At 69.7% G+C, this 4872-nt stretch carries 4 protein-coding genes; 2 read left to right on the top strand and 2 right to left on the bottom strand.

The window, feature by feature from the left end:
• Window positions 1-1298: class I SAM-dependent RNA methyltransferase (locus tag ACWGID_RS34330; RefSeq protein WP_452203499.1), on the bottom strand; the 1298-nt coding region annotated here is incomplete at its 3' end.
• The gene (locus tag ACWGID_RS34325; protein ID WP_452203498.1) at window positions 1295-3322 is read right to left on the bottom strand and encodes an APC family permease; all 2028 of its coding nucleotides are present in this window, start codon (window positions 3320-3322) and stop codon (window positions 1295-1297) included. The genes ACWGID_RS34325 and ACWGID_RS34330, both read right to left, overlap by 4 nt.
• 95 nt (window positions 3323-3417) lie before the next feature.
• On the opposite strand from ACWGID_RS34325, the gene ACWGID_RS34320 reads away from it, so the two are divergent.
• The gene (locus tag ACWGID_RS34320; RefSeq protein ID WP_452203497.1) at window positions 3418-4080 is read left to right on the top strand and encodes a potassium channel family protein; all 663 of its coding nucleotides are present in this window, start codon (window positions 3418-3420) and stop codon (window positions 4078-4080) included.
• 9 nt (window positions 4081-4089) lie between these two features.
• The gene (locus ACWGID_RS34315; RefSeq protein WP_387773778.1) at window positions 4090-4764 is read left to right on the top strand and encodes a potassium channel family protein; all 675 of its coding nucleotides are present in this window, start codon (window positions 4090-4092) and stop codon (window positions 4762-4764) included.
• Window positions 4765-4872: the final 108 nt, after the last annotated feature.

The following is a 4872-nucleotide window of genomic DNA, read 5'->3' as shown; positions in this document are numbered from 1 at the left end:
GGGCGGGGCGCCTCTCGTGTGGCGCGCCCGCGGCGGTCCCCAGCTCCGCGGACCAGGGCGGCGCGCGCGCGGGGCGGCTCCGCGCGCCCCCCCCCCCCCCCCCCCCGCCGCGACGGAGTCGCGGCATCAGCAGAGTCCACAGGCTGGAGCACGGCCACGCATTCGATGTGGTGGGTCATGCCGAAGAGGTCGAAGGCGCGCAGCGAGGCGATCCCGTAGCCGAGCCGCCCGAACGTCTTCAGGTCCCGCGCCAGCGCCGCCGGATCGCAGGCGACGTACGCGATCCGTCGCGGTCCGAGCGCCGCGATCCGCCGTACGACGTCCTTCCCGGCGCCGACCCTCGGCGGGTCGAGGACCACCAGGTCCACGTGCTCGAGCCCCTGACCGGCCGCCGCGTTCAGCACCCGGTCGACGTCGCCGTTCTCCAGCGTCACGCCGTCCAGGTCGCGCAGGTTCCGGCGGGCGTTCCGGACCGCGTCCTTGTCGCCCTCGATCGCCAGCACCGCGCAGCCGGCCTCGGCCAGGAACGCGGCGAACAGCCCGACCCCGGAGTACAGGTCCAGCGCCGTCTCCCCCGCGACCGGCTCCAGCCCACTCAGTACGGCGTCCACGAGCGTCTCCGGCGCCGCAGGGTGCACCTGCCAGAAGCCCTCAGCCTCGACCAGGAACCGCCGGTCCCGCACCACCTCGACCAGGCGCTCACCAGAATCCTGGTCGGTCGTCACGGCGGTCTTCCCCTCGGACGACACCACGGCCTGGACCGAGGACACGCCCGGCCAGCGCTCCGACAGCACTTCGGGAGTCCCCGGATGCGCGATCAGGCAGCGCTCGACCGGTACCAGGTCGTGGGACCGGTGCGCGTACATCCCGGGCCGGCCGTCCACCACGGCGTACCGCATGCGGGTCCGCCAGCCGAGACCGTCGTCGCCAGGCGACTCCATCACCACGGTGCGCTCGATGCCGCCGATCCGCCGGAGGGTGTCCGACACCACGGTCGCCTTCAGTCGGCGCTGCTCGACGATGTTCGCGTGCTGGAAGTCGCACCCGCCACACAGGCCGGGCCCGGCGTACGGGCAGGGCGGCTCGATCCGTTGCGGCGACGGTGTCAGCACCGAGACCGCGTCGGCCCGCAGGTACTTCGCCGTCTGCTCGGTGATCCGCGCGTGCACAAGCTCGCCCGGCAACGCGTGCCGGACGAACACGACCTGCCCCTCGTGCCGAGCTACACAATGTCCCCCGTGCGCGACTGGACCCACTTCCAGCTCTACGACTGTCCCGACGATGTTCTCGTCTGTCACCGATCTCCTGTCGTCTTGCGGGCACCGCGCCGTACCTGGCCGGCCACCCGTTCCACCCGGTCCTGCCGCTCCCCGGCCCCCTGCGACGAGAGCAGCTGGTAAGGAACGGACGTAACCATCACACCAGGTGTGAACAAGAGCCGCCCCTTGAGCCGGAGTGCGCTCTGGTTGTGCAGGATGTGTTCCCACCAGTGCCCGACGACGTACTCCGGGATGTAGACCATCACCACGTCCCGCGGCGACTGCCGCCGGATGTCCTGCACATACTGCAGGATCGGCCGGGTGATCTCCCGGTACGGCGAGGCGAGCCGCTTCAGCGGGATCGGGATTCCGCGCGCGTCCCAGTCGGCCTGCAGCGCGTCGGACTCGTCGCGGTCGACGTCGACGGTGACTGCCTCGAGCGTGTACGGGCGGGCCGCCTTGGCGAACGCCAGCGCCCGCAGGGTCGGCTTGTGCAGCTTGGAGACCAGCACGATCGAGTGCACCCGGGACGGCAGCATCAGCGGCTCGGCGTCCTCCGCGGACATCTGCCGGCCGACCGTCTCGTAGTGCCGGCGGATGCCCTTCATCAAGAGGAACAGCGCGGCCATCGCGATGATCGCGATGTAGGCGCCGTGGGTGAACTTGGTCAGCAGCACGATCACCAGCACCACGCCGGTCATCGTCAGGCCGACCGTGTTGATCACCCGGGACCGGACCATGTGCCGTCGTTTGGCGGCGTCGGTCTCGGTCTTCAGGTGCCGGGTCCAGTGCCGGATCATGCCGAACTGGCTGAGCGTGAAGCTGACGAACACGCCCACGATGTAGAGCTGGATCAGCTTGGTGACCTGGGCGTCGAACGCGATGATCAGGCCGGCCGCGCACAGCGCCAGCAGGATGATGCCGTTGCTGTAGGCCAGCCGGTCGCCCCGGGTGTGCAGCTGGCGCGGCAGGTAACCGTCCCGGGCCAGGATCGAGGCGAGCACCGGGAAGCCGTTGAAGGCGGTGTTGGCGGCCAGCACCAGGATCAGCATCGTCGCGCCGATCACCAGGTAGAAGGCCGGCGGGAAGTTCGAGAACACCGAGTCGCCGATCTGGCCGATCACGGTCTTCTGGGTGTAGCTGTCGCCGACCGGCTGCCCGTCGCGGTACAGCTGCGTCGCGGGATTCTCGGCGTACCGGAGGTGGATCTTGCTGGCCAGGAACAGGATGCTCATCAGCATCGTGACGGCGATCGTGCCGAGCAGCAGCAGCGTGGTGGCCGCGTTCCGGCTCTTCGGCTTCCGGAACGCCGGTACGCCGTTGCTGATCGCCTCCACACCGGTCAGCGCCGCACAACCGGACGAGAACGCGCGGGCGAGCAGGAACACCGCTGCGAGCCCGGTGAACACCTCGTGCCCGGACTCGGCCCGGACCTCGAAGCCGGCGCTCTCGGCGGGCGGCAGGTTCCCGGCGCTCAGCCGGATCAGCCCCCACAGCGCCATCCCGATGATCGAGAACATGAAGATGTACGTCGGGACCGCGAACACCGCCCCCGACTCGCGGACCCCGCGCAGGTTCATCGCGGCCAGCAGCAGCACCAGGCCGACCGCCAGTGGCACTTCGTGCCCCTCCAGGAACGGCAGCGCCGATTTGGCGTTCTGGACGCCGGAGGAGATCGACACCGCGACGGTCAGCACGTAATCGACCATCAGCGCGCTGGCGACGGTCAGGCCGGCGGTCGGCCCGATGTTCACCGTCGCGACCTCGTAGTCACCGCCGCCGGACGGGTAGGCGTGCACGTTCTGCCGGTACGACGCCACCACGACGAGCATCACGAACGCGACCAGCAGGCCGATCTTCCAGGAGTAGCCGTACGCCGCCAGTCCGGCGATCGACAGCGTCAGGAAGATCTCGTCAGGAGCGTAGGCGACCGACGACAGCGCGTCGCTCGCGAACACCGGGAGGGCGATGCGCTTCGGCAGCAGGGTCTCACCCAGCTGGGTGCTGCGCAGTTTGCGCCCGAGCAGCAGCCGTTTACCGATATCGCCTAGAGCGGGAGTCACACCGGTGATGTTAGAGGGCCCACAGTTCCGGTGTAGCGTCTATCCCTGCCGAACCGAGCCAGCAGCCCCAGAACGGGGCGAGGAGTGATCACGAAGTGCACGTCGTCATCATGGGCTGCGGCCGCGTCGGGTCGATGCTCGCGCGCGGTCTGGAACGCCGCGGTCACACGGTCGCGATCATCGACCAGACGGCCGACGCGTTCCGCCGACTGAGCCCCAACTTCACCGGCCGCACCATCGTCGGGATGGGCTTCGACCGCGAGGTGCTGATCGAGGCCGGCATCGAGGACGCCGAGGCCTTCGCCGCCGTCTCGAACGGTGACAACTCGAACATCCTGGCCGCCCGGGTGGCCCGGGAGACGTTCGGGATCAGCAACGTGGTCGCCCGGATCTACGACCCGGGCCGCGCCGAGGTGTACCAGCGGCTCGGCATCCCCACCGTCGGCACCGTCCGCTGGACCGTCGACCAGATGATGCGCCGGCTGCTCCCCGAGGGGTCCGAGCCGGAGTGGCGGGACCCGTCCGCCACCGTCCGGCTCGCCGAGGTGCACGTGCACGCCGAGTGGATCGGCCGGCTCGCGTTCGACATCGAGAAGGCCACCGGCGCCCGGGTCGCGTTCCTGACCCGGCTCGGCGAGGGGCTGCTGCCCCGGGCCGACACGGTCATCCAGGAGGGTGATCTGGTCCATGTGGTGATGCTGGAGCGGGACGCCGCCGCAATCGAGTCCCAGCTCGGCACCAAACCTGAAGAGGCCTGAGGAGCTGTGATGCGGGTAGCCATCGCCGGAGCCGGCAACGTCGGTCGTTCGATCGCCGGCGAACTGCTGGAGAACGGTCACGAAGTACTGCTGATCGACAAGGACCCGCGGGCGATCAAGGCCGAGTCGGTGCCGCGCGCCGAGTGGCTGCTGGCCGACGCCTGCGAACTGTCGTCGCTCGAGGAGGCGGCGCTGCAGCGCTGCCAGGTGGCGATCGCCAGCACCGGTGACGACAAGGTCAACCTGGTCGTCTCGCTGCTCGCCAAGACCGAGTTCGGCGTCCCGCGGACCGTTGCCCGGGTCAACCACCCGCGGAACGAGTGGATGTTCAACGAGGCCTGGGGCGTGGACGTGTCGGTCTCGACGCCACGGATCATGTCCGCGCTGGTCGAGGAGGCCGTCTCGGTCGGCGACCTGGTCCGGCTGTTCACCTTCCGCCAGGGCGACGCGAACCTGGTCGAGCTGACCCTGCCCGAGGACTCCCCGATGATCGGCCAGCGGGTCGGCGACGTCGACTGGCCGCTGGACACCGCGCTGGTGGTGATCCTCCGCGAGGGCCGGGTACTGCGCCCGGACCCGGAGGGCACGCTGGAGCTCAACGACGAGCTGCTGTTCGTCGCGGCCGACGAGACCGAGGAACAGCTCGAGGACATGCTCTCCCCGCACCACCGCAAAGCGGAGTAGACGGACAAAGGAAAACGCCCCGGCCGGAGAGGCGGGTTCATGCGGTCCTCGCAACACCCCGCGGTGTGGTGTTTTGGGGAACAGGGGGGGTGTGGTTGTGGTGTGGGG

Source organism: Kribbella sp. NPDC054772 (assembly GCF_053611945.1).
The sequence above is the reverse complement of the archived record's forward strand: the minus strand, read 5'-3'. Positions and strand labels throughout refer to the sequence as shown.